The 23064-nt window shown below is 41.1% G+C and carries 21 protein-coding genes and 1 CRISPR repeat array; of the genes, 7 read left to right on the top strand and 14 right to left on the bottom strand.

Annotation, left to right across the window (positions count from 1 at the left end; all coding sequences use genetic code 11):
- Nucleotides 1-101 precede the first annotated feature (101 nt).
- The 13 genes from FD725_RS13135 to FD725_RS13200 all read right to left on the bottom strand — a co-directional run bounded on the left by FD725_RS13135 (nt 102) and on the right by FD725_RS13200 (nt 9943).
- Nucleotides 102-557, bottom strand: coding sequence for a hypothetical protein (locus tag FD725_RS13135; RefSeq protein ID WP_256871903.1), 456 nt, complete (start codon nt 555-557; stop codon nt 102-104).
- Nucleotides 554-1012 carry a DUF6130 family protein gene (locus FD725_RS13145; protein ID WP_218653165.1) on the bottom strand — a complete coding sequence of 153 codons (459 nt, stop codon included), beginning with the start codon at nt 1010-1012 and terminating at the stop codon, nt 554-556. The genes FD725_RS13135 and FD725_RS13145 overlap by 4 nt, the downstream gene beginning before the upstream one ends.
- Nucleotides 1013-1123: 111 nt before the next feature.
- On the bottom strand, nt 1124-2197 hold the full coding sequence (locus FD725_RS13150; RefSeq protein WP_218653166.1) for an alpha/beta hydrolase: 1074 nt from the start codon (nt 2195-2197) through the stop codon (nt 1124-1126).
- Nucleotides 2198-2366: 169 nt separating this feature from the next.
- Nucleotides 2367-3392, bottom strand: a complete 1026-nt coding sequence (locus tag FD725_RS13155) for a WD40 repeat domain-containing protein (protein ID WP_179048538.1) — start codon at nt 3390-3392, stop codon at nt 2367-2369.
- Nucleotides 3393-3469: 77 nt separating this feature from the next.
- Nucleotides 3470-4036 carry a ferric reductase-like transmembrane domain-containing protein gene (locus tag FD725_RS13160; RefSeq protein WP_179048539.1) on the bottom strand — a complete coding sequence of 189 codons (567 nt, stop codon included), beginning with the start codon at nt 4034-4036 and terminating at the stop codon, nt 3470-3472.
- Between the two features lie 33 nt (nt 4037-4069).
- On the bottom strand, nt 4070-4939 hold the full coding sequence (locus FD725_RS13165) for an alpha/beta fold hydrolase (protein WP_179048540.1): 870 nt from the start codon (nt 4937-4939) through the stop codon (nt 4070-4072).
- 55 nt (nt 4940-4994) lie between these two features.
- Entirely contained in the window at nt 4995-5645 is a 651-nt protein-coding gene (locus FD725_RS13170; RefSeq protein ID WP_179048541.1) for an MOSC domain-containing protein, read from the bottom strand.
- Between the two features lie 199 nt (nt 5646-5844).
- Nucleotides 5845-6234, bottom strand: coding sequence for a DUF302 domain-containing protein (locus FD725_RS13175; RefSeq protein WP_179048542.1), 390 nt, complete (start codon nt 6232-6234; stop codon nt 5845-5847).
- Between the two features lie 111 nt (nt 6235-6345).
- Complete coding sequence (locus tag FD725_RS13180) at nt 6346-7023, bottom strand: bifunctional 2-polyprenyl-6-hydroxyphenol methylase/3-demethylubiquinol 3-O-methyltransferase UbiG (RefSeq protein WP_179048543.1); 678 nt, start codon at nt 7021-7023, stop codon at nt 6346-6348.
- Between the two features lie 39 nt (nt 7024-7062).
- Nucleotides 7063-7320, bottom strand: coding sequence for an SDR family oxidoreductase (locus FD725_RS13185; protein WP_372726734.1), 258 nt, complete (start codon nt 7318-7320; stop codon nt 7063-7065).
- A 111-nt stretch (nt 7321-7431) separates the two neighbouring features.
- Entirely contained in the window at nt 7432-7863 is a 432-nt protein-coding gene (locus FD725_RS13190) for a cupin domain-containing protein (RefSeq protein ID WP_179048544.1), read from the bottom strand.
- A gap of 82 nt (nt 7864-7945) precedes the next feature.
- The gene (locus tag FD725_RS13195) at nt 7946-9523 is read right to left on the bottom strand and encodes a GMC family oxidoreductase (RefSeq protein WP_179048545.1); all 1578 of its coding nucleotides are present in this window, start codon (nt 9521-9523) and stop codon (nt 7946-7948) included.
- A 102-nt stretch (nt 9524-9625) separates the two neighbouring features.
- The gene (locus FD725_RS13200) at nt 9626-9943 is read right to left on the bottom strand and encodes a hypothetical protein (RefSeq protein ID WP_179048546.1); all 318 of its coding nucleotides are present in this window, start codon (nt 9941-9943) and stop codon (nt 9626-9628) included.
- A 930-nt stretch (nt 9944-10873) separates the two neighbouring features.
- Here FD725_RS13200 and FD725_RS13205 point away from each other — a divergent pair.
- The 7 genes from FD725_RS13205 to FD725_RS13235 all read left to right on the top strand — a co-directional run bounded on the left by FD725_RS13205 (nt 10874) and on the right by FD725_RS13235 (nt 21717).
- Nucleotides 10874-12484, top strand: coding sequence for a type III-B CRISPR-associated protein Cas10/Cmr2 (locus FD725_RS13205; protein WP_179048547.1), 1611 nt, complete (start codon nt 10874-10876; stop codon nt 12482-12484).
- Nucleotides 12469-13524 (top strand): type III-B CRISPR module-associated Cmr3 family protein, encoded by a 1056-nt coding sequence (locus FD725_RS13210; protein ID WP_179048548.1) that lies wholly within the window; start codon nt 12469-12471, stop codon nt 13522-13524. Before FD725_RS13205 ends, FD725_RS13210 begins: the two co-directional genes overlap by 16 nt.
- Before the next feature lie 352 nt (nt 13525-13876).
- The gene (locus tag FD725_RS13215) at nt 13877-14749 is read left to right on the top strand and encodes an RAMP superfamily CRISPR-associated protein (protein ID WP_179048549.1); all 873 of its coding nucleotides are present in this window, start codon (nt 13877-13879) and stop codon (nt 14747-14749) included.
- A 3-nt stretch (nt 14750-14752) separates the two neighbouring features.
- Nucleotides 14753-15139 carry a hypothetical protein gene (locus tag FD725_RS13220; protein WP_179048550.1) on the top strand — a complete coding sequence of 129 codons (387 nt, stop codon included), beginning with the start codon at nt 14753-14755 and terminating at the stop codon, nt 15137-15139.
- A gap of 13 nt (nt 15140-15152) precedes the next feature.
- Nucleotides 15153-16949, top strand: coding sequence for an RAMP superfamily CRISPR-associated protein (locus FD725_RS13225; RefSeq protein ID WP_179048551.1), 1797 nt, complete (start codon nt 15153-15155; stop codon nt 16947-16949).
- Between the two features lie 7 nt (nt 16950-16956).
- Nucleotides 16957-18468, top strand: coding sequence for a hypothetical protein (locus FD725_RS13230; protein WP_179048552.1), 1512 nt, complete (start codon nt 16957-16959; stop codon nt 18466-18468).
- A gap of 327 nt (nt 18469-18795) precedes the next feature.
- A CRISPR array of direct repeats spans nt 18796-20061; the repeat unit is 37 nt; unit sequence GTCTTCACTAACAATGTGGAGGCGCATAATTGGAAAC.
- A 183-nt stretch (nt 20062-20244) separates the two neighbouring features.
- Nucleotides 20245-21717: a TIGR03985 family CRISPR-associated protein gene (locus FD725_RS13235; RefSeq protein WP_179048553.1), complete on the top strand. Its 1473-nt coding sequence runs from the start codon at nt 20245-20247 to the stop codon at nt 21715-21717.
- Nucleotides 21718-21936: 219 nt separating this feature from the next.
- Here FD725_RS13235 and FD725_RS13240 read toward each other — a convergent pair whose 3' ends face one another.
- Nucleotides 21937-22971: a M48 family metalloprotease gene (locus tag FD725_RS13240; RefSeq protein ID WP_179048554.1), complete on the bottom strand. Its 1035-nt coding sequence runs from the start codon at nt 22969-22971 to the stop codon at nt 21937-21939.
- Between the last annotated feature and the right edge of the window lie 93 nt (nt 22972-23064).

Raw genomic sequence — 23064 nt, forward strand, 5'->3', positions numbered from 1 at the left:
ATTTCCGAAAAAACTGACTAAGAGGGTTTTAGCAATAACGTATTTGGCGAGCGTAACCCTAGCTGGGTTTTCAAAAAGTGCATAACACCCGCGCTTATGATTCAACTTTTTCTACAAGCTTGCTTCATCAAGATACGGTTGTTTTTATACACCTCTAAAGTTCCAGACTGCGGATTATCTAACGTGCCATCCCACACCCAATATTGATAATTTCTATTCCGAAACTTATACACTCGAACGCCTTCTGTCGCTTGACTAGTTCCTTTGCCCAAACGTAAATTACCGTTGGGACTGGTGGCGCGATAGAGCAGTTCACCGGAATTATATTTCTGCCAAATATTGATGTTATAACCACCCCGGCATTTTGTACTCAGGATGAGGTCAGCAGTAGAATCAGCAGAAGCTCTTAAAGAAAAATTAGTTAAGATACTGATTGGCAGAGCAAGAAATAACGCGAATTTTTTCATAAGTTCGGTTGCCAGATGTTTGGCAATTAAAGTACCAATTCCTTTAGATCCACCCGTCACAATTGCGGTTTTTCCGTCTAGTTTTTTCATGATGATTTCTGAGAATCGGGAACCGCGAATGTCACTGTTTCACTGGTGATTACTTTGTGTGTGGGATCAGCTAGTTCGATCAACACCTTGTGCGTACCAGGTTCCAGTCCAACCAGGATAATCGTTTCCCCACTGGCATCGACAAAGTGCCACGGCGCGTCATCAACAGTGATGTGGATATGACCAATGTGCGGCGATACTTCGAGGGCATCTTTGCCAAACACTGGCAACACACGCAAATTCTCCGTCCGGTACTGGATAAAGACGCGACCCTGGGCTAGTGGTTCGGGAAGCGGTGGATCGACAATCAGCTTGGGTGGGGCTTCGTTGGCGATCGCAATCAACGGTGATGCCCCAATAATGTCCCTAGCGCTCGGTGTGTGGCTATTCATAACAAATAATACCATTTCACAAAAAATCTGATACAGATGCAAACCCTGAAAGCTTTGCTGCATCTAAGTTTGTTAATTACCTTAGCGGAGCATCGTTGCGAATTGGTATAACTCGGTAAGCAGCAAAGCGATGGAAGAGCGTCTTTTCCCTTCCCCAAAAACATTGCTTGCATCCTATTGCAGATATTTCTTCAATTGGGCAGCAGCTTGAACAAACAGAGAACGGGTTTCTGGCAACTCGGCTAAACCATTCAGTAGTCCGAAGTCATGAATCATGCCGTTATACTGCACAGTTGTCACCTCAACCCCAGCTTCATCAAGCTTGCGTCCATAGGCTATGCCCTCGTCATGCAAGATATCGCTCTCTGCAACCACAATTAACGCTGGAGGCAAGCCTTTGAGTTGCTCAACTGTCGCCTGTAGGGGAGAAGCATAAATGTCTTTGCGCTTTTGGGGGTCAGCGATGTACATATCATACATCCACTTCATCGTTGGTACAGTCAGAAAACGCCGATCGCCAAATTCGTGATAAGAATTCGTTTCAAAATCCGCATCTACAATGGGCCACATCAGGATTTGCAGCTTGATGTGTGGCCCTCCTTTTTCTTTCGCTTTCAAAGCAGTGACAGTTGTCATGTTACCGCCGACACTGTTGCCAACGACTGCCAGATTCTTGCCATCCACCCCAATCTCCTCGCCATGCTCGGCAACCCATTTGGTCGCAGCATAAATTTCATTGATTGCCTGTGGGTACTGAGCATCTGGCGTGCGAGTATAGTTGACAAAGACACCTGCAAACCCTGAAAGTACAACCAGATCACGAACCATGCGCTTGTGTGTCGGGTAATCACCTAGCACCCAACCACCACCATGAATAAAGATGAAAACAGGCAACGTGCCTTTGACTCCTTCAGGTCGTACAATATTGAGCGTAATTGAATAACCGTCAGCAGTAATCGTCTTTTGGGACTCTTCAATGCCTGAAAGGTCTACTGAAACGGAAGCCTGTGCATCTACAAGGACTTGACGTGCTTGGACTGGAGTGAGTTTCTCCAGCGCTACACCCCCTGAATTCAGCACTTGCAAAAATTCCTTCGTTCCTTTGGAAAGACGTGGATCATCCGCAACTTCGAGAATTTTTGCTGCTTGTGAGTTTGCTTGAGTAACCATGAGATTCTCCTTTAATGAATTGTAAACAATCTGTTGAGATGGCACTGTTACAGGTATTTTCAGGTAAATGAACCACATTTTTTAATCTCACGCAGAGACGCAGCGAAAAGTATCAGCGCCGGCTTCCAGCGTAGACGCTTTGCGGCTTGCCGCAGCTGTGCGATAAGTGGTCATACGTTTACTCTTTTGAATTCAAACCGTTTAACAAAATCAGAAATAGTTGATCTTGTTTGATGGAAACTTCTTGTCACTCTTGAGGAAGAGGCCAGAGTTTAATGGTTTTGTCGGCACTGCTGCTGGCTATCATGTTTCCATGCGGTCTGAAAACTACTGACCTCACGCCTCGCTCATGCCCGATCAAATTCTCCAAGAGTTTGCCTTCAGGCAACCCCCATAACTTGATAGTGCTATCATTGCTACCACTAGCTAATCTCTTACCATCGGCACTGAAAGCCACTGACCACACAACTCCTGAATGTCCAACTAGGGAGTGCAACAATTTACCAGTGGGCATTTGCCAGAGTTTGACTGTCTCATCAGCACTGCCACTCGCTAAAGTCCGTCCATCAGGGCTAAAAGTCACTGAGCGCACGGCTTGTGAATGAGCATTCAAAGTTTCTAGAACAGCACCATCCGTGAGCCGCCAAATTTTGAGTGTACCGCCCTCATTGCCACTAGCTAAGGTCTGCCCATCCGGACTAAAAGCAACAGTTCTTACCCACTTTCCATCCGATAACTGATGAACTTGTACGCCAGTCTGCACGTTCCAGATGCGGATGGTTGTGTCAGCACTACCACTGGCTAACCACTTGCCGTTGGGGCTGATGGCAACGGCTTCTACATCATCTGTATGACCATCTAGGGTACGAAGCAGTTGCCCTGTCTCTAAATTCCAAAGTTTAATCCGGTTATCCCAACTGCCACTAGCGAGCAGCTTGCTATCTGGACTGATGGCAAGGCTTACCACTGCATCGCCGTGTCTTTCTAAAGTATAGAGTAAAGTGTTACTAGACAGATCCCAAATTTTAATTTTTTTATCGTAACTGCCACTGGCGAGGAAGCGTCCATCAGGGCTGATGGCGATCGCATAAACCCAAGTTGAATTTCCTTGGACAGAACGTAAAGGTTGAGTGGTTGCAACAGATGTAGTAGCAACACTAGCGTTTCGGAAGCAAGACAATAGACTAGCACAACTGCTACTAGCAACCAAGATCGTTAGGGTGCTGATTGCCAATGCTGCTGAAGATTTCCAGGTAATTTGTTTCAATCTCATAACAGGACATTCCTTGTGCGAGTGGGAGAATAATCTGACTTGCACTCACTGCGTAACGGTGTCGGAGACTAGCTGTACTAGGAAGTAATTTTTTCTGGAATTTGAGATGAGAACACTTTTGGTTTCGCTTTTTGTTGTTTATTCCGAAATTCAATCCAGCGTCGCATCAGAAATAAAAGGGTTGTCACGACAATCCCTACTAGTCCAATCGGGGTTAAATAGCTCCAATGCTCTAACATTTTGTCCCAAACGTGCCAAGTGAGCAGGAACATAGCTAAGTAAGTCAGGGTATGTAATCGCTTCCAATTTTTTTTCAGTCTTTTGATACTCCAGTCATTAGAAGTAATTGCCAATAGGGTAAAAATTATGAAGGTAGATATACCTTGGATATAAATCCAATAGGTATTAATATCTAAAAAATCAACGTCTCTCTTTTTCACTAAGAGGAAAGCGTGAAACAAAGCCAAGCAGAAAGCGAGAATACCGATAAGTCGTCGATATTTTAACAACCATTTGGGAAGCTTCGCTTGTTTAGTTTGAGGAAAAATGATTCTGAGATTCGTGGGCATTAAGGTGAGAGTATAAGCTCCTAAAGCTAGAAATCCCAGGCTGTTTTCTAACGGTGCTGTATCGATTACTGCCATGACCAATCCTCCTTAATTCATCATTTCCACCGATCAAGTGAGAACGGATTGCAGTCGTGATGTGAGAAATTGATCGATATAATTTGCGATCGCATCCCCATCCTCTTCCAGGGCAAAATGTCCGGTATCGAGTAGATGAAAATCAACGTCTTTCAAGTCACGCTGGTAGGGATAAGCACCGTCAGCAGGAAAGATGTAGTCGTTCTTGCCCCAAACAATCAGGGTCGGAGGTTGATACTGGCGGAAATACTCCTGCCACTGGGGATATAATGGTGGATTCGTGCCATAGCTATAAAACAGCGCCAGTTGAATCTCTTCGTTTCCGGGGCGATCAAGGAAATGTTGATCAATAGTCCAGGTATCAGGGCTAATTGCTTCTAAATTACGAACACCGTTGGTATATTGCCACTTAGTTGCTTCTAGAGTGAAAAGATATTTGAGTTTTTCCGCATTCTGTGGCGATCGCTCTTGCCAGTATGCCTTGATTGGTTCCCAGAATTCCCGCAGACCTTCCTCGTAAGCATTGCCATTTTGTACAATCAGAGACTGCACACGCTCTGGATATTTAGCGGCAATGCGATAGCCAATCGGTGCGCCATAATCCATCACATAAAGGCTATACTTTTTGAGAGCGATCGCCGCAATGAATTTCTCCACAATCTCAGCCAAATTATCAAACGTGTAATCAAACTCATTTACTGTAGGCGCAGAACTGTTGCCGTAGCCAGGATAATCAGGTGCAACCAGATGGAATTTATCAGCAAGGGCAGGTATGAGATTACGGAACATATGAGAAGAAGTTGGGAAGCCGTGCAATAGCAGAATCGTTGGATGATCACGGGAACCAGCTTCACGGTAGAAAATATCTAAACCATCGATCGAAACGGTGCGATATGTAGTCATGGGATTACCTTATAAGTGATAAAAGTGACATGATGGCGTTTGACGACAGGTTGATCTATCTCACATCCGAACGACGGATCTGTTCCTGAAAGTAGTCCCGCCAACCTTCGGGTAACGCTTGCAGTTGAGATGCACGATGCAGTAACTCTGGATTGTTTTGCTCACGAACATAAAGCTGAGTGATATCAGCAACCGTAATATTGTTGGTATCCCGGCTCACCAACTCTAAAGTGTCTCCGACTCCTACTTCGCCCTCTTGCAAAACCCGAAAATAAAATCCGGTGCGACGACTGGCGAGAAATCGTTTCACCATATCTGATCGCCCAAAGCGAATCCCTAGTTTGTAGCAGGGTAAGCGCGGTTGAGTCACCATGAGTTCCACACTGCCGATTTGGAAGCGATCGCCAATGTTCAATTCTTCTTCTTTCAATCCTGTGACTGTAAAATTTTCGCCAAAAATGCCTGGTGTTAACTCTGTATCAGGTAACTCACTGCGCCAGTAATCGTAATGCTCGAATGGATAGACATACACGGCTTTGTCAACTCCACCATGAACAGTGAGATCCGCTTGCTTATCGCCGTCTAAATTGAGCGATCGCACTCTCACCCTTCCGCTAACTGGCTCTTTAAAAATTCCAGTACTAACTGTTTTTCCTTTCCAGATCACTTCACGCGGTAGTCCGACGTTGACAGAGATGAGCTTCATCTTTAACTCCAAAGTTTTGGATTGCATTCAATTACAGCAGCAAACACGGGATATCAAAAAAATGAATAAGTTGTTTAGCGATCTCCAAAAAATAAATTATCCAATTTCTGAACTTCACTACGACTTTACCTCCCCCTGCTCCCTACTTCCTGCTCCCTTGCCTCCAAAGCGATAGGATATTTTTTTAGTTGGAAGTCCCTTATTGGAGTGCTTGATTGATTAAAGGTTTAATGATCGCGATGTTTTTGACCAACTCATGGGAGAGAGAGAACCTCTGTTTTAAGTAATCAGGATCGTTGTAACTCAGCCACACCTTGCCGTCAGCCGCTTCCCATGCCAGTACTTTCAGGGGTAAATCCAAAGCGATCGTCGGTTCTGCTACCATAAGCGGTGTTCCGGCTTCAGGGTTGCCAAATATCAATAACTGTGTTGGATGTAGGCTGAGTCCAACTTTTTTGGCTTCAGCTCGTTGATCGATGCGGGCAAAAATGGTGATGCCTTTTGCCTGAAGGATAGCTTCTAAGCGATCGATGGTTTCGGTTACTGAATATGGGCTGGGCTGACTGATGATGCCGTTATTTGCATTCATAGCACCGAACTCCTCAACGGTTTTGGTGATGGATATTTTTAGGACACTTCAAATCTGTGCTATACCGCCATCGACAAATAACTCAATGCCGTTCACAAAGCTGCTGTCGAATTATGATCTTTGATATTCGATCCGCACTTGCTTAACATCAAATTCCTCAGACTCTTGGTATAATACCTTTTCTACTTGTTGTAATCCTAAACTTTCAAACCGTTCCAGTTCTGAGTCTGATAATGCCCAAGGTGGGCCACTTGGTTCTGCTTCTGTATCCCGAACATGGGTAATCAGCAAAAGTGTGCCACCGGGAGCTACAAAAGAGGCAACTGAAGAAATAGCTCCAGAGCGCACATTTAGCGGCAAAGCCTGAATGTTACGGCACTCAAACACAAAGTCGAAGGCTTGATGCCATTGTGCGGGAACTACGAATAAATCTGCAACTACATAGTTGACCAAAGAATCAGGAAATCGTTGCTGACACCAAGCGATCGCAGTAGGAGAAATATCAAAAGCAGTTACCTCAAATCCCAGATGAGCTAAAGCTTCGGCATCATCCCCTAAACCACAACCGATGATTAATGCCTTTTGACCCATAACAAACTGTTGATGATTCGTCAACCATTCTAAAAGATAAGGATGTGGAGCTAACTTAGCCCAAGGAATTTGTGTTGTGTCGCCTTGAGCTTCGGCATACAAAACTTCAAACCAAGCTGATGGCTCTGCTTTTTGTAGCGCTTCGTTAGCTAACTGTTGGACATGAAGTTGTAAATTTTGAGGTTGTTGTTCAAACATAAAACTGACACTGCTGTTTAGTGGCAAAGTTGAGACGCTTCAAATCTGCGCCATGCCCCCATCGACGAAGAGTTCGATGCCGTTGACAAAGCTGCTGTCATCGGATGCAAGGAAGACGACAGCTTTAGCAATCTCGTCGGGTTTGCCGACTCGTCCCAGTGGGATAACGCTAGCTTGGCTGTCTATGAATTCTTGCAACTGCTGGTCATTCAGTCCCAAAAGATCGTAACCAGCAGTCGGAACCACACCAGGGCTAATGGCATTTACTCGGATCTTGCGCTCTTTAAGGTCGAGTATCCAATTCCGAGCAAACGATGCCTTCGGCGAGCTACGCTAACGCACAGCAGCTTTGGTGGCGCTGTAAACACTGAAAGCTGGCGTACCTTCTATAGAAGTTCATCACATTCTCTAAGGGATATCTCCAGGCGCACCCAGAATTTCGTCGCCAATTTCGTTAGCGATGCGATTGACCAATTCCAGGTCAGGTGCCTCATTCTCGTTTAGCGTCCCTGTTGCTTCAACAAAGTGAGCAAAGGCACTGGGCGAAGTAACGACTAACCCGCGAGCTGGTTGATCGCTGAGTGCAGCAACGACATGGGGAGCGCCCATCGGAATCAAGGCACTTTCACCCGTCTTTAGAACCACCTTGTTCTTACCAATCCAGACAGTGAATTCTCCTTCCAACACGTAGAGTTGTTCGGAATAGCGTGTATGGCGATGGGGTGGAGTCTGGGAACCAGGAGGGAAATAACCCTCAACCAGGTCGTATTTACTATCAGTCGTGGTGTGGTCGGCGACGATGGTCAGGTAAGAACCCATAAGCCAGAATGATTTTGTCATGGAAGTACTCCTTTTAAATGAATAAATTGTGTTACAAACACTCAAGCTTGCAGATCAGATAAAGCAGGCTCTCATGGCGTTTCTAGATAGATAATTGAGCCAAATTTTGAACATTAAGCTGATTGGGAATGCTCTGCGAGGTAGACCCCGCTTTAATTAAATCTGCTGCCTTCTCACCAATCATGATGGTCGGTGCGTTTGTATTTCCCGTGGTAATCGTGGGCATGATGGAGGCATCAACCACACGAAGACCTTGAATTCCATGTACTCGTAGTTGAGGATCGACAACCGCCATTGGGTCAATGCCCATTTTACAAGTGCCGACTGGATGCCATACAGTGCTGCAAGTGTCCCGAATGTAAGCTTCGAGTGCTGCATCACTCTGAACGTCGGAACCTGGTGCAATCTCCTCACCATGAAAATCATCAAAGGCATTGCTCTGAAACAATTGGCGGATTAATTTAACTCCCTCAACCAGCTTTTGCACATCAGCTTGACTTTGTAGATAATTCATTTGAATGGTTGGTGGATCGTTGAGATTAGATGAACGCAAACCAACGCTGCCAATATTTTGCAGACGGGTAAGAGAGACTGCACCCGTAAATCCAAAATCAGCAGGGGTATAACCAGGTGACAAGAATTGAATTGGGCCGAAGAAGAACTGCAAATCAGGTGCGGCCTCCACATTTCCCTGGCTATGGGAAAATAATCCGGCTTCGATTCCATTACTGGTAATAGCAGGGTGTACATCTTGAGTAGTTTCTTGAACGACACAAGTGAGGATGTGATCCTGAAGGTTTTGACCGACACCCGGCAAATCTGCAACGACAGAAATTCCCATCGCTTGCAGATATTCTGCATCCCCAATACCAGAAAGCATTAGCAGTTTGGGCGAATCAAGCGCACCTGCACTTAAAATCACTTCCTGGTTAACTCTGACCTGGTGGAGCATACCTTCATGCAGATATTCCACTCCCACACAGCGAGTGTCCTCAACTAGCAATCGCGTCACCAATGCCCCTGTCACTACAGTCAAATTGGGGCGATCGCAAATAGGTAGAAGAAAAGCAGCCGCAGCACTGTGCCGTTTACCATCCTTGACTGTCAATTGATAGAGTCCCACCCCTTGTTGCTGTACACCATTAAAATCAGGATTGTAGTTGTATCCCTTTGACACGCAGGCATCGACAAAGCGTTGGGAAACCACAGCAGGGGACATCAAATCGGTAACGCTCAACTCCCCATCAACTCCGTGAAATTCTGATGCGCCTCGCTGCTGTTGCTCCGATTTTTTAAAATAGGGCAAGACATCAAGGTATGACCAACCGGGATTTCCTAATTCCTGCCAGCGATCGTAATCGTGAGGATTGCCCCGGACATACATCATGAAATTAATCGAACTGCTACCCCCCAAAACTTTGCCACGGGAACAAAACATTTTGCGGTCATTCAAGTAGGGTTCCGGCTCTGAGAAATAGCCCCAGTCCACCTCAGAGCCTATTAGACTAAAGCATTGCGCTGGAATTTGAATTTCTGGTTTTGTAGCTGGGTTGCCCGCTTCGAGGAGTAAGACGGTTGTGTCGCAGTCTTCGGTTAGACGATTGGCAACTACACAACCTGCCGACCCTGCACCGATTACAATGTAATCATAATTAGTCATAAAGTTCTCTTCCTCTGTTATCTACATGGATAAATGGAGTCAAGAATGAACTGATTTAAAGAGCGATCGCTGAGTTATTCATTGCTTCTCTTAAAATTGGGATTACTTCACCGCAGTACTTGCTGCTTCAATCTGCTTCAACAATGGAATGACGTGTTGCCATGATGTACCGTCAGCATAAGCCCCATGAACAAGAACGATCGCTCCTTTAGAGTTGGACGCTTGAGGTAATTCCTTGGAAGTGGCTGATGTTGGATACATGGATATGCCAACGACAACACTTAATGCAAATAACCATAGCAACAATTTTTGAACTTTTTTCCATGTCAAAACTATCATGGCGATCGCCTTTGTATTCTTGCTAAATTGCTGAAATCTCTGGTTCTTGTTGTCGGTATAAAAGTTATAAACCTTAATCATTTGCAGCAACAATAGCTGCCATTATCTGCCATTATCTCCATACATAACGAATACTACAGCAGCGTTAAATGCTCCTTGGATATGATCCTGGGTTGAAGGCGGAACAAATAGAGAACAATTATCACGGTTGTAAGTCATCTTTCGGTTTGTATTCAGCAAACTTAAGCCTTACAACCCAACAGCGCTAACATTGCTATGGACTTAATATAGACAATTGACCCTCTGTTGTCGTCCACTCTGGGTTGACATTTTTATACAATCGAGTGATTGATGAACCTGTCCATCTTGCAGTGGAAGGTTGTCTCCAACTTTAGTTGGAATTTGGATACGAACTTGAGTACAGCTTATAGAACCCATTTGACATCTAATACCAATTCAAAATTCAAAATTCAAAATTCAAAATTAAGAAAGCCTGAGCCTACAAGGGTTTCCGTGTTTGGATCTGTATTAGATTTTTAGTGAATTGGTATTAGTCGGATATAAATGATAATTTTACAATGCTTGTGCGAATGACCAATCACATATTATCTCAAAGTAAGTTTGGCATCAAAGTCTCTCTGTCTCTATATTTGAGGCTATTTTAGATAGGGGTTTACCAATACCAAAACTTTAAAGCAGATAAATTGTCTAAGTTATTTAATCCACGATCCTAAATGAACCGAAGATGATGCTTTTGGTTAATCATGACAAAACTATAAATCATTTTTCGTCATTCGCATGAGAGGAGGTTGCAATTCAGGTCATCTCTGCAACACTTGGTACTATGAGCGTGCGGATAACCAGTTCTTTTTACGTTGTTACTTTTTTCTTTACGTATTGTTACACAGATAAAGATAATCAGTAATTTTGGGTAGCAGTTAAGTTGCTCATTATACGATTCTTTGGTGGTAAATATTGTAGTTCAAGTTATTTACGTGTTGAAGTAAGAGTATGGTTGATGAAGTAAAAGACACATACACTGCTATTACCTTTGCACCAGTGCAGGGATTTATCGAAAAATCCCGGAAGTTGAGGGATTTATATGGTGCGTCGGAACTTCTTTCCTATTTAAGTACAAAAATAATTGATGTAGCAAAGGAAATACCTGGTATAGAAGTGATTTCTCCTGGTAGTCCTAACATTGAACAAGGAACACCAAACCGGATTCTAATTAAAGGTAATTTCCCAGAACAGCAAGCAAGAGATACAATTTTGTCAGCTTGGAAAGAAGTAATCGACCACTGTAGACAATGGCTGAATGATAACCTGCGACATTTGGGGCCTTATTACTGGGATGATGACTGGAATCGTTGGGCTAATCATAGTTGGGAAATATTTTGGGCGCAAGCAAATTCTCCTACATCTGTAATGAGAGAATTAGAAAATAATAAGCTGGATCGTGATTGGATTGCGATTAACTGGATTGGTGAAAGTTCCAGTCTTACGGGTACTGATGGTATAGTGTTTCCGGGATTGGGTGCAATAGAACGCAACCCAATGAGTATTAGTTATAAAGCTGAAAAGGACAAGATTGAAGAGTTTTACACAGAACTTGCAACAATAACCGAAAGCACGACAACATCAGAAATTGAAGGTAAATTTATTGACACCAGGGAAAAATTAAGCATTCCTGAACTGACTAAGCGTTTGGTGACATTACCCGACATTGCTAGACGTTTTGGGATGTCATCCTTAACTGAAGGATTTAAAGAAATCCAGCGTAAACCCGATCGCGATACAAACACACCAGGACAGTGGACGGGTTGGTTTATGGGGGATGGAGATAAAGTTGGGAATCATCTACAAGCGATCGCACAAAGTCAAGGTGACATTGGACTTAAACGAGTTAGCGAAGCAATGCGGAATTGGGGACGTGATTTTACCCGAAATTTCACCAATAACGTTCCAGGAATACGGGGACGAGTTATTTATGCAGGTGGTGATGATTTTCTGGGAGTGATTTATAGTCCCAAACCGCAAAACCCAATTCCCGCTTTTACTGCTTATGAGTGGTTAATGACTTTGGATGATAGGTGGAATCAACATCAAGAACCGATAACTCTCAGTGTAGGATTTGTCTGGGTTGCGGGAAGTGTACCCCAACGGGATGTATTACAACATTGTCGGGAAGCTGAAAAATTAGCAAAATCTCGTGGACGCGATCGCATCACAATTCGAGTTTTGTTTAATAGCGGTCAATATGTGCAATGGACTTGTCCTTGGGACTATTTGCATATTTTGAAAAATTATCGAGACAGAAATGGTAATACCTACGAAAAGTGGGAACGGAGAGGTAGGGATGAAAAATATAAGCCCAATTGGAACCATATTTATAGTGATTTAGCTCAACTCAAAGCACGTCATGCGATTGATTTAAACCCAAATAGACAAAACATCGATGATACATTGGCTTTAGCTTTGTTTGATATTTATTTCCAAAATAGAGATTATTTAATTAATCATAGCTCTCATATTGTTGGTGGAAATGCTTCGTATTTAGAGATAATTTCCTGGATTAATGACTTAGTTAATGTAGGTTGGCAATTATGTACAGATATTTAATTATTATTAATCCTTTGGGATTTCTTTATGGTAGTGCAGGAGCATTTTTATCACCAGAAAATTTGGTGGGACGTTCTGGAGCCAAGTTTCCTCCTGATGCATCTACATTATCTGGTTTGTTTTTTGGTGCTAATAAAACTGAGCCTTTTATAGAGCATGAACAATTAAAAGAATTACACGTTGCTGGCCCTTTCTGGGCAGAATTAGATAATCCTGAATACTTTTATCTTCCCATTCCTTGGACGAAAATTATCAATCAAGAGGAAAACCAAACAGATGAATGGCGAATTCAAGATGATAAATGGTATCGTTCCGAAGCAACAAAAGAAATAGAACCAGATTGTCGTTGGCAAACCATTAATTATTGGGAGGATTCAGCAGCAGCAATTCTCAGTAATGGTGGTACTGCCAAAGACCCTTGGAAATATACATCTATATTACATCCAAAGTTAACTAAAAGTGAGCGTTGTGTTCAAGAAGAAGGCGGATTATTTCTCGAAAATTCGGTACAAATGGGCTATCATTATCGTGATAATGAGAACCAAGAAACCTGCTTAGTGTATTTATCAACCCATAAAATACCCAAAGGTTGGTATTGTTTTGGTGGTGAAAATCATCTAGTAGAAATTAGTTCTATAGAACTTACTGATGAAAGTTGGATATTAAAGTTATTAAGGCAAAAAATTCAACGTAGTTGTGCATTAATTACACCGGGAGTATGGGGTTCGACTCGTTTTTCCCGCCGTTATCCCGATCCACAGCATACGACTTTCCCCAAACCTAGTCACATTCTTACAGATAAACCTTCCCCCTACCGTTACCGTGTTGGAGATAACAAAGGAAGGGGACGTTTAGGAAGGGGACGTTATGCAGTTCCGGCGGGTACAGTTTACGTGTTTGACGAACCTTTAAATAAATCTTGGTGGGGGGATGAAAATGAACCAGGATTTCCTAACGAATGGTTTCCCAATGAAGGATTTTATCTCAAACAATTGGGATGCGGTTTGTGTTTACCTCTGGCTATTACAGGAGTTGATTAGGAATCATAAATATAGGACTCATATTTGATTTTTGTTGGCGTAGCCTGTGCTTACGCATACAAAACTCAGTACACCTTTATTCTTTCTTCCCAGTCCCCATTACCCCTTATCCCCAGAGGGGGCCCCGAGTTCCCCAGTCCCTTACCTCTACGAGTGATTCAGAAATCAAATCGGATTACTATACTAGCGCTGGCGACTAGTAGTCGCGGCTAAACAGACAAAACTCACCTCCGTGAGTTGAAGATCAAATATAGTTCAGTTAAGCCAAAAACCCTCATGTAGAGACGCGATGAATCGCGCCTGAAAGACCAATTTTATATGCCCCTAAGAAAAACTAGAAGGAAGTAATTTAATGTATCATCAAGCCCACGGAATAATTAAAACCTTAGCACCACTTCATGTAGGAGCAACAGCCGGAGAAGAAAGGGGAAATTTAAACTTAATTTTCCGCGACCAATTTACCCAAACGGGGATTATTCCTGGTAGTTCAATTCGGGGAAGATTGCGCGCAGAAATGCGCCAAAATTATGGAGGAGATGAACAAAAAGTGAGAAAATGGTACGGTAATGATGTACCGGATCGTAATGAGAATGATACAGTAGATCGCACTTTTTCTGACCGCACAACAGAGTCATTAGTAAAGTTTGAATATGCTTCTATTGTTTGGCTACCTGTATTTTGTCCTGGACAACCAATTGTTTGGGTGAGTTGTCCGCGTTTACTTAAACGTTACAGGCGCATAACTGGACAAGAGAGTTTAGATATACCACAAAAATATACGCGATCGCAATCCCTTACACCCCTACCAAATAACAAACTATTCTTTAATTTTGGCTTTCTAACTATTGAGCATCATGCCAACTTATCCAGTTGGTTTCCAGATAATGAAGAATTCCCAGCAGTCGTAATTGGTGACGATGAGATTTCCATGATTCATGATATGGCGTTATACCGTCAAAGTCGTGTTGCTTTAGAAAAAGACCAAAAACGTAATGCTAATAAAGCTTTTTTTGGAGTTGAAGCATTACCAGAAGAAACTATCTTAGCTTTCCCCATTGGTTTGAAAACAGATAAAGATGGCGAACAGTGGGAACCTTTTCCTAGACAAAAAACCAAAGATGATATTTATTTAGGAGGACTAGAATCAGTTGGATTTGGACATTGTGAAATGTCATTATTCAATATTCGTGTCAATAGCCAAGTTAGCAACAAGATAGGAAAATAATATATGGCTTGGGAAGATTTTAGCTTAGATAAAACTGCTCACGATTTAGTTTATAAATATCGTAACGACGATAAAGAAACCGTGAATCAAGTCCATAAAATGCGTACTACCGTCGCTTATGGGTTAGAACGATTTTGGGGAGAACATAAACGTTTAGATGGGAGAAAATCTGCATACTGGGAAGAAACTTGGATTACTCTTGTGGAAATCATGGGAAAAGCTGATATTACAGTCCCTAATAATCCCCAAGACTTATGGAACTCACAAGTATTTCCCCTCGCCTACCGCAAGGTTACATTAGCGATTTTAACGCAACTATGTGACTCTATGGTGTGGTGGACGCAGAGATACAAGCCCACTCGCAATGACGAAACTGAAGACGATAATTAGGGAGAATAAGAACATGAGTGATAGTGACTTAGTACCTTTGATGTACCGCGCCCAAATCGAGGATAGAGGGAAAATCCAGTATGCTGGAGATCCAGTACCTGCAACTCAGTGGGTTAATGAATGGTTAGATGGATGTCCCCCTAACGCAAATAGCCAAGAAGATAATGTCAATATCCGTCAAGCTGTAGTGCGAACGACACCCCAGCGTCGAGGGAATTTTACATACAGAATGCCACAACTTGCCACAGGCGATGACACTTGGCAAAAAACTTATACAATTAGCTGGCGTTTAGTCACTAATTCAGGACAAGATGAAGATGTAATTAGACCTGTAATAGGTGCTAAAGGTATACCTTTTTATCCTGGTTCAAGCATGAAAGGTGCATTTTTACGTGCTTGTTTACAAATTGCTCCCGACAAAGTACTTGATTTTTGTGGTGGAGAAGTAGAAGAAATCATCGCCGGAAAAAAACTCAAGAGAACTAAACCAGGAATTTTACGTTTTCATGGTGGTTATCCTGTAGATATGTCCTGGGGGAAAGACAGAGAACGTTTAGTAGATGTTGTTCACTCCCAAGAAAAACGTCAAGTTATCGAGAATATAAATACTGGTGCTAATGTACAAATATCGCTGTATAAAGCCAGGTTCAAATTTGGTATTTCGAGCCTTAAAGATAATGTAGATTGGAATCTAGTACAGCAAATTTGGGAACTAGCATTATCTGAAGGACTAGGTTCTAGAACTAGCGCAGGTTACGGTCGATTTAAGAATGTTGCAGATAGTAGTAAAGTAATTTTATCAGTTAATCTGAGTGGAAAAGGGCTAACTTCCACATTACTGACATCAGATGACAAAGGTAATAAAATCCCAGAATTTCGTCCGAATATGTTTAAAGCCGCATTACGCGGACACACTTTGCGGTTATTAGCAGGGATGACAAATGAAGTAACAGCCCAAAGATTAACAAAAGAACTGTGGGGTGGATTTCTTCAAGGTAATGAAGAAAGTGGATCAATTGTGGGTAAATTTGGTATTGATTTGCAAGTTGAAAATTTAGCTTTTGGAGAACATAAATATTCTTCTAATGGTAGAAGAAGTAGACCAATGCCACTCTACAATTTAAAATCCGGGAGATTAGATATTTTCGCTGTCAAATCATACTCAGAACAAGAAAGAGATTTTTTGACTCTTTTAATTAAATTTTCTCTATTACTAGGTGGTTTTGGGAAATCATGGCGACGAGTTCACCATGATTTATTTTATCAATCATATTTTCAGAAGAATGATAAACCGATGATTGGCTGTCATTGGTTATTTAACAAACCATCAGAATCAGCAGACTATTGTATTACAGCACCTAGAGGGGAATTGGATAATATCAAGACTTTCTTAGCAAGTATTCCCGATAGTGTGAGAAATTGCTTTAATTTACCATCTACAAATAACTATGTAAACAATTGGCGTGAAGTTTGGCATCCTCAAAGAGTGCAAGTTTGGGGAAGAATTGCGGAAAGTAAAGATGATAGTCAAGCTGTTGAATGGTTTCATAAAGAGAATTTTATCAAGAGAACAGAATTAACTGGAAGTATAGGAAGATTTAGCAAAGTTAGTAGAATTTGGCATAGGATGTATCCTCTTTACGTCAAAGTAGATGGTAAAGTTATACATAAAAAAAATGAAGATGGAAATTATAAATATGTTGAATTACTAACCATTTTTACACCAGATAATTTACCGAAAGCAAGAGAATTCTTAACTTTTTTAAATAGCAAAAATAATGATTTTACCAAACTTTGGGGAGGAAATTAAAATATATATGAATATTTGGATTGTAACCACAGGAAATAGTGACGTTCAACTCAAACACGATTTTCTTGCTAAAGATAAAGCTAGATGGAATAACTTATATCGCACAGGAAGTCAGGCATTAAGAACAAATCATGTCTTTCAGCCTGTAAAAAAAGATGATGATATGAATTTGACAGTCCCTGCAAGAGTGATGGGGGTAATTTGTGGTAATCAGTTAAATGATGATATTTACGGAGACCTATATTTCCCTCTTCTCGATGCTTTTTCTAAAAAACTCCAAGGTCAAAATCAGCCAGACAGAATTATTGTCATTCTCACAAATCAGGAAGCTGCTTATAAAAATCCAGATAAAAAATCCCCCTATTGGAAAGATACCTGTACCCTAAAACCGATATTAAACAAGTATTTCCAAATTAATTTTCCTAAAATAAAGGAAGTTGAGTATTTAGAACTTAAGCCTACATCAAAAGATGAAGGTTTAGATAATTGGGATCAAGCTCTAAAGTTAGTTCAGCAAGAATTATCGACTTTAGAATTTAAACCTCTTGATAATATATACGTCAGTCATCAAGCTGGGACACCTGCGATTTCATCTGCAATTCAATTTGTCAGTCTGGCAAAATTTGGTAAAAGGGTAAAATTACTGGTATCAAATGAGTATGAACCAGAGAATACCCGATTAATCACTAGTTCTAATTATTTAAGGGGTATTCAACTACAAGAAGCAAAAGTTTTATTAGAACGGTTTGACTATTCTGGAGTCGAGAGTCTATTAAAACCTTATTGGTTGGATTCTGCTAGTCCACAAGAAAAAAAACTTAGAGAATTACTTAAAATAGCTATTCAATGGAATTTTGCAAATTTTGATGAGTTTGCCAAAGGATTAGGAGAAGCAGCACAAGAACGTTTAAAAACTTGGTGGTGGACTGGCTATGAAGCTGCTTATTTAGCTGTGGTACGCTTGGAACAAGGTAACACTGTTGAAGCACTATTTCACAGTTTTCGAGCAGTAGAAGGATTAATTTGCAAATGGGCTGAATACGAGTATAAAAACCATATTCAATATAAACCAGATGGTTCACCAGACATTAAAAGTAGCATATCAAGAGATTTACCAAATTATCTCAATCGCCTTTATCCTAATATGCAAGATAAATTAAGAAATCAAGGTAAGATTGGTCTTTATAGTGAATCACTTTATCAATTATTGCAAACAGCAAAACCAGAATGTCAAAATCATACTCACATTATGAGTGTAGTTTGGGGTAAGGCGCGAGATAATAGAAATCCTCTATTTCATAGATTACTAGGTTTGCAAGAGCAGGAAGTTTTTGAGGCTTGGGATACTAACAATAAAGATACTTGGAAAAATCAGGTTTTAAAATGTTTAAATTTTGTTGCTAACCAAACCTTTACTTCTTTACAAAAAACTAGTCTTATGTATCAATTACATCAGGATTTAAAACAAGCGTTAATTGACTATGAATTACAAAGCTTTAGTGATTTATTGTCTGAGTAGATATTTGAATTTGCTTGCTATCCTATAGTTTATAGAGATTCATCGCCAACGACATTACTTAAAATACCACCTAAAACTGCGTCAACCAGCAGGTGTATTTATCGATCGCTTGTTATATAACCTGTAAAGGCTTATCAGGTATGGCTCTGGAGGTTTTTAGGAGAAAATGAGGTTCGCGCAAACTCTGTAATCCATACCAGCAAAGTATTTGAGGTCATTTTAGTGAAGGGAGGACTTGACAAGCGATCGCACAAACGTTACTTTTTAATCTGATCCGCGCAAATCGGTATCGAAATCCTTGTATATCAAGTCTTCTCGATCCTACCCGTCTTCACTAACAATGTGGAGGCGCATAATTGGAAACAAAAGTTCGCTGCCCGTTGAAAATTTTGACTTTGGGTCTTCACTAACAATGTGGAGGCGCATAATTGGAAACGGCGAAGGAGGAGACAACGATAGTAGTGAGCGTCTTCACTAACAATGTGGAGGCGCATAATTGGAAACGGATTTCTGGCTCAAGTTCTTCCTGTTCTTCTTGGTCTTCACTAACAATGTGGAGGCGCATAATTGGAAACCCAGTTGGATTTTTGGGTAAGGGCATATTTATGTATTGTCTTCACTAACAATGTGGAGGCGCATAATTGGAAACAGGATTGTAATATCCCATGTATTCCCAAGTATGAGGTCTTCACTAACAATGTGGAGGCGCATAATTGGAAACGTATGTCGAGATATAAATCCTATCAAGAAAAAAGTCTTCACTAACAATGTGGAGGCGCATAATTGGAAACAAGACTCCCACTGGTGTCCGGAACATCCTCGTGAAGTCTTCACTAACAATGTGGAGGCGCATAATTGGAAACGTTCCTCTAAAGGCTCTTCAAATAAATCTAGGCATCGTCTTCACTAACAATGTGGAGGCGCATAATTGGAAACGCTGTATTCATCTGTAATTGGTTGATTATTGTCGTGTCTTCACTAACAATGTGGAGGCGCATAATTGGAAACCGCCAAGCAGCATTTGAATTGCTACCTTAGCTTTTGTCTTCACTAACAATGTGGAGGCGCATAATTGGAAACTAACATCAACACTTCAGAGTGCAAAGTATTCAATTGTCTTCACTAACAATGTGGAGGCGCATAATTGGAAACCGGGTCTTGTTTCTTTGTTGTACATAATAAAGTGTCTTCACTAACAATGTGGAGGCGCATAATTGGAAACCCACTGCCTCCGATGCTTCTAAAAATATCAAAATCGTCTTCACTAACAATGTGGAGGCGCATAATTGGAAACTAAACTTTTTTTTGTCGCCATTCAATTACTTCTGGTCTTCACTAACAATGTGGAGGCGCATAATTGGAAACCTTAATAATGAATAATGGATTTGCGCCAGGGGAAAAGGGTCTTCACTAACAATGTGGAGGCGCATAATTGGAAACCGGGAATTGTTACCGAAGTGCGACTCATTTTAGGAGTCTTCACTAACAATGTGGAGGCGCATAATTGGAAACGGGCTGCGACGAACAGGTAAGCCTTGGTTCCGCCCTTCAGAGTGGTCTTCACTAACAATGTGGAGGCGCATAATTGGAAACAACTAGGTCTGTTTCTAGAATTTCCATCTATTCAAGTTTCCAATAACAGCGTGGAGACTTTTTAATAAAAATTCGTCAATCGCATCATAAACAGACGATTTCTTACTCTTCTCCAACAATAATAAAAATAAATAAGAATAAACCCAGCTTGTACGATTGCGCGCACAATAGAGGGAATTTGTAATGCCTCTACCCGAATTATTCCCCCACTTTTTCATCCTCCAGCGATTAGTCGATGGTTCTCTCAACCAAAGCCAAAACCTAATTACAGCAATGCGACGCTGGATTCTAATCAATTGGTTTTATGGAGAAGCAAGCAAAAATTGCCAGTGCGATCGCTATAGTGGTATAACCTTCAATGAATGGAGCGAATACTTTTTTAATCAAGACATATTCCATCTGCAACCATCATTTCAATCGGGACATCCTCTTGGTCGTTTGTTGGAGAGAAATGACGAAATCTTCAAACCCCATCATCCCCTCTGCCCCTGTTATAAAACGACTGTCGATTGGTTACGATTTTATAATATTAATGTTGATGAGTGGCTGGAAGAATTACAAAACAATATTTATATATCCCCACAAACAGTTACCAAAGTAATTTGTCATCGTCTATTTGCTAAAGTGAGAAAAAGCCTACAGGCAGATATCAATACTTTGATAGCTAAAGGATATCTCAAATGCGAAACATCTCTATTTAAAAAGCAAAATATTATCTATCTAGTAGATAAATTACCCGATTGGCTGTGTACCAAGGTTGCTAAAAAGCCAATAAATTCAAGTGGATTTTTTCCCGAATTAAATCCCACTGAAATGGCAGATTTAGCCCAAGCATTGGATATGTTGAGTTTTCTTGACCCCAAATTAGCACCGATCGCTGATAAAATTTCTGGGGAAGTTTACGGAACTCGGCGAATATTTCTGCACGTAGATTATATTTTATCTGAGGATAACCAGCTTAATAGTGATAATTTACAAGAGCAACTACAAGAAAATTGGCAAAGTAGGGAAATTAAACCAATATTTTTAAACTATGCTAGCGCTCGTTGTGGTGATAAAAAATGCCTAGTTTATCCGGTGTGTATTTATTACCTGCAAAGGGCAAAATATCTTTGTGGTTATGGGTTAAACCCTCAAGGTGATGTGAATTGGTATATTTATCGTTTGGAACGGATTAAATCATTTGCCTTTGTGGATTGGTCAAATCGAATCATTCCCCCACAAATGTTAGATAAATATCTCAATAATCAACTACCAGAGCCAGATGATGTGGAAAGAGAAATCAGCAGTGCTTGGGGATTTGAAATGAATAAACCTCCTCGCTTCATGTTGCTGAGATTTAAGCGCGATTATCACCAACGCTACATCAAAAATACCTTTCGTCATAACACGTTTACTTACATCATATCACCTGCCAAACTAGCACAAATAATTCATCACTATACAAGTAATCCCCAGGAAGAAAAATTATTAAATACTATTGTAAAAAAAAATCCTGACGATGCTTATTACAGTGTGATCTATCGCGCCAATGATAATAATATCATCATGCGTTTGCTTGCTTGGGGTGCTAATGTCGAGGTTTTATTACCCATGGAATTACGAAAACATATTGCTAAGAATATTCGGGAAGCCTCTACATTTTACGATTGTTAGGTACACTCATAGCGGGTAGGATGCCCGCAATACAAAATTGACTAAAGAAAAGAAGGATACAAGCCCCTAAATTTATTTATGGGGATTGTAATTTTGAATTTTGCGAAAAGTTCTGTTCGCGTAGCGTCTCCGTAGGAGAAGGCGGGTTTCCCGCCGCAGGAAACTTTTTAAGACGAATTTTGAATTCGAGCGCAGCGAGTGACTTACTTGGTTGCGGTACTATGTTTTAATATAAGATCCCCGTCTTAAGGCTTCAATTCGTTTGTGAATTGGTGGATGGCTATGTTTCAACCAATGAAAAACCCCGACTTCTTCTTTCATTTCAACTCGTATCCATAAAGTTGACATTTCTTCACGGTTCTTTTTCGGTGGTTGAAAGGGAAGTCTGTCTAGGGTTGCGAGTGCTGATACCATCGCATCAACGCTAGTGAGTCTTGCCGCAACAGCATCAGCGTGATATTCTCGCCAACGACTGTGCGAAAAGGTCAGTAATGTTACCAAAAATTGGGTTATTGATGGTAGTAACATTAGTACTAGCCAAATTACAACACCAACAAAAAAGCTTATTGCGTGTTGCCAATTGCCCAACAAACCATAGATTAAACCCGCAATTAACATTAATAAAGCAGCAAATCGACCTAGATACCAAACAACCAATAACATGGGTGTAAAAAGAGTCACCATTACCCCACCCCAAGTTGCAGAAAGTAAGGTTTTTGCCATCGTATCTAAGTTAGCAATATGACCGATTTCATGAGCCATAACCGCAGCGACTTCTTCCCGATTTAAATTTTTAATTAAACCTGTAGTTGCAACTACCATTGAATACGAACGAGTAGCACCAACAGCATAAGCATTGGGATTATCATCACACAATTCAATTCCCACTACCGGAGTTTTAGTGATATTTTCAGCGATCGCAATATCTCTAATCGTGCTACACAACCATCTTTCCGTATCCGAATACAGTCCTTTCTCATCTACTAAAAATGGATTAATCACCCGAATTTTTCTTTGATTAATGTAAGTAGGAACTGCGGCAAAATATCGGTAACTTGTAGTGACAACCCAATAAATACTAGGAAACCCAATACAAATCAAGAAAAACAACCCCAGAATAAAACTTAATGCACCCTGTTGCAATAACAGTAACCCGTAATAGCTTGCACACAAACCATAAATCAAAACTGCTAAACAAAATAGCGCCATAATTGCAATTACAGCTAAATTACCGCCAGCATTTTTAAATCTCATCCTGGACTCCATTTAGATAAATTACAGCTAGAAAATTCTCCATGCTGTAACTTATCATCCCTATGGAAACTCGCCTTTCCAAGCCAGAAGTAA

It is taken from the genome of Nostoc sp. TCL26-01 (genome assembly GCF_013393945.1).
In the GTDB taxonomy this organism is placed as follows: domain Bacteria; phylum Cyanobacteriota; class Cyanobacteriia; order Cyanobacteriales; family Nostocaceae; genus Trichormus.